At 35.0% G+C, this 3,535-nt stretch carries 3 protein-coding genes; all 3 read right to left on the bottom strand.

The window, feature by feature from the left end:
• Positions 1-392 precede the first annotated feature (392 nt).
• Positions 393-2,159 (bottom strand): AAA family ATPase, encoded by a 1,767-nt coding sequence (locus L1D51_RS20900; protein ID WP_239964755.1) that lies wholly within the window; start codon positions 2,157-2,159, stop codon positions 393-395.
• On the bottom strand, positions 2,156-2,635 hold the full coding sequence (locus tag L1D51_RS20895) for a hypothetical protein (protein ID WP_169021452.1): 480 nt from the start codon (positions 2,633-2,635) through the stop codon (positions 2,156-2,158). Before L1D51_RS20895 ends, L1D51_RS20900 begins: the two co-directional genes overlap by 4 nt.
• Before the next feature lie 3 nt (positions 2,636-2,638).
• Positions 2,639-3,535, bottom strand: an 897-nt coding sequence (locus tag L1D51_RS20890; protein ID WP_239964754.1) for a hypothetical protein, incomplete at its 5' end; no start/stop codon positions are given.

The raw sequence follows: 3,535 nt of genomic DNA, 5'->3' as shown, positions 1-3,535 counted from the left end.
ATTTCTATCTCAGTAAGATTATTTTTTATTATGAAAGCAGTAATTTAACAGCGTTTTACTGAGTATTTCGTATAAGTCCGGAAATCCTCAATCCAACCTTCGAATGCGTTACCAGCATCTAAGCATAGGTACAAGCAATTCTATCAACTGCAAAACCGTGCCTAGGATTAAACGAGTCCTTAAGTCTCGTTAAGTCAAATTTTAAAATGCTTTAATATTAGAAATTTAACCGAGAACTTAATTGAATCAAGCCTGTGGATAACCAGACTTAGCTAGACTTCGGTTAGCCAAAATGCTGATTTGCATTTATACCTGTACATTTACACAGCTCTAAAGTATGGAGCGGCAAGTTCTACTACTCACTCATAACAGCCTGTCAGATAAAATCTAACCTATTTACCTAAATACATTGTCTGACCAAATGATTCATCATCGTATGACGGCAACCAATCTTTATCACCATTTCCAGATTCGTATTTATATTCGGTAGTCGAGAAAACCACTTGAACATTATTTTCATCAGCCAAAACTTTCAGAGCTTTTATAAACTGATCTAAATCTTCTGCACTAATATCATGCTGTCTTGGAGTATCAAGAATCAAAAACCTCATACCCAGAGGGTTTGACTTAACAATTTGTTCAAACAAAGCAGCATGATAAGCTAAAACAACTCTTAGTTTCGTACTTCCTTTTATTTGATTAAGCTTTTCCCCACCAAAACTAGCTTTGAATCCATCATATAAATCAATATTGTCAGAAACATTTTTAGTATTAATCACATTCTTCCAATTTGATATTGAACTCTTTAAATTAGATTGGAATCTGATCAACTCAATTGAAGATTTGTTAATTCCTGAGCTTAAAGATTCCTGCCTACTTATGGCATTATCTCTTTCTCTCTCTGCGGTCATATACTTTTCTTCGAGTACACTAATATTTTCTAATTCCCGCTTTTTAATTTCTAAGGAAACAATCTCTGATAGACTTATATGAATCGACTCTACCAGCGCAGACATACCATCATCATCTACAGCATTTTTTCTCTCTTTGTTGAGGGTTTCGATATCATCCAAGTGTGTTCCTAATTCAACTTTAATTGCCTCAATTCTTTTTTCGGAACTTACGCTACTAATTTCTAAATCTTTTATTTGATCTTTTAGATAAAGCAGATTTTTACCGTATGACTCCGAACTACCAAGAAACAGGCCGCACCCATCAACCGAACAAATATCAGCAAAGGATTTAAAAACCCTTCTGGCCTCTTCATTTAGAGATAGTGTATTTATTTCCACTTCAATCTCAGTTCGAATACTCGATATACTGGAGCATTTACTTTCTAACAAATCAAGCTCTTCCTTTAGCAACCTAACTTGTGTCATTTTAGAAGAAAGCAATCTGTCTATATTATCCGTAGCATCAAGCTTTAAATTCTTACTCGACTTTAACTCTTCAATTTTTGCCTTCAGTGAATTTATCTGGCTATCAACTTCAACAATATTTAATTTACCACTCTCACTGTCATTTAAAGCATCCTCATACAATCCTTTTAAGCGATGAACTTTATTATCCAATCTCTCAATAGCCTTTTTCGCATCAATGGCACTTTTTTTCTTATCAAAGGAATTCTTTGAAGGTAGGTTTACAGAAATCCTGACAGCCTCGGAAAATTGATCTCGAATGAAGTTGCTGCCCGGAGATTTATAAAAATCTGTATAACCAATATCTTGATCTAAATAAAAAATTGGTAATATTGTCGATAAATAAGGATGCGTGTGAGTATTGGAGTTAGTAACCAAATGAGGGAATTCATAGCCGAATACTTCAAATAAATAACGGCTGTAATCGCCTTCTTTAAAAAATCGTTGTTTAGTACCTGTTGGCTCCAGAACTTGAACGTCAAGCTCTCTCGAATATTGGCGCTTTAATTTATAGATTTTCCCATTTAAAGATACTGTTAACTCAACACTTTCACAGTGAACATAAATATCATCTCTAAATTCGCACGGGTAGCCTAAACAAAAGGCTATTGATTGCACTAGAGGAGTTTTTCCTGACCCATTTGGCCCGTACAACTGAGTGATAGATTTAGCAAATGTAAGCTCACTTGATCCCCATCCATTGCTGCCACGAGCATACACTTTTAGAGATTCTAACTTCATGCCAATTCAAGCTCCATTTGTTTTTCCCTACATATATTTCGATAATTTCTTTGAATTAAAAGCAGGTTGTAAGACAAGTCTGATTTCTCATCTATGGCTTTGTTAATTACTTTCTTGCCTAATTCAGTAGCTTCTAATTTAGTCTTTCTGTTATTAACCGAAACCAAATTCGCTATTTCCAAAAACGAAAGCGCTTTTACCGTTCTCACTCGTAGATTTGCTGACCAGCCTAAATGCTGAGAAGAACCTTTAAACTCTTTAATCGACCTTTCTATGCACTCTCCTACCAATTGTCCCAATTCTGGAGTATTAGGTTTCCGTCTCTCTTTTGCCATCAACAAAACAACCATTGAAATAAAAGGTAAGTGAAATAAAGCTTCATTACTTAGCCTATGCGACCTAACAGTCTTTACTTCATCAAGTTGAATTCTAAGGTTTGAAGCTTTGGCTACCTCAAAAAACTCTTCTATATCCATAATTTATTGAGACCTCACCATTACTGAAAACAATCCACCTAAAACAATCTCTTCACTTAAAGCTGTGAAGCACTTTTCCTTTTTTAAATCACTAAATATTCTTTCTACATCTTCTTTTAATTCAGTAAATCCAAACCCTGTCACTATCCTCTGTTTTACAGAGTCCGATAACTTAGATTCCAGCATCATTAAATTAAAGTCAGGTACATCGTGCCTGTACTTCCTATACCAAATGTCCCATTCAGTTTTACATTTTGCTGCATAGTCAATGAGTTGCTTAGGCGTATCAGTTTTCTTTAAAATCCGCTGTAATATTGAAAGGCTTTTTAGCGCCTTTGTGTCACCACCACTAGTTAGCATATCGTAGCCAATTTTCGATAAACTCAATACTTCCAGCAATTCATCAATGCCAACCCCAGCTAATTCATCCAAGGTTTTTTCATCTAACGATTTCGGCAACACTCCCACAGATTTGCTTTCTATCAAAGCCATCAAGTTATCGATTATCTCTCTTGCTTCCATATACTGAAGATCAATTTCGCTGTACTGAAAGATTTTTTCTCTGGCAATTGATTCGAATATAGCGCCTTCTACTTTTAAGTATTCGACACCCGGAACAATTCCAAACTTTGAGATTAAAGATTTAACTTCATGCTCTTTATACAACTGTGTTCCATCACTGAAACAATTGTTAAAATGCTCTACGAGAGCTGCTAAGGTTTTATTTGTAAAATCTTCTTCATCTAACGCTTCCAGTAGATCTTCAACTTCGTCTTTGACATGGATGTTTGTTAGAAAAATTATTTTTTCACACGAAGCTGAAAAGTTAACAGTATGAATCAACAGTTTCCCAGCAAAGCTATCAGTAATTCTCTCAACGATATCTTCAGGTTTTTTCTT

It is taken from the genome of Pseudoalteromonas shioyasakiensis (assembly GCF_022398475.1).
GTDB lineage: Bacteria > Pseudomonadota > Gammaproteobacteria > Enterobacterales > Alteromonadaceae > Pseudoalteromonas.
The sequence above is the reverse complement of the archived record's forward strand: the minus strand, read 5'-3'. Positions and strand labels throughout refer to the sequence as shown.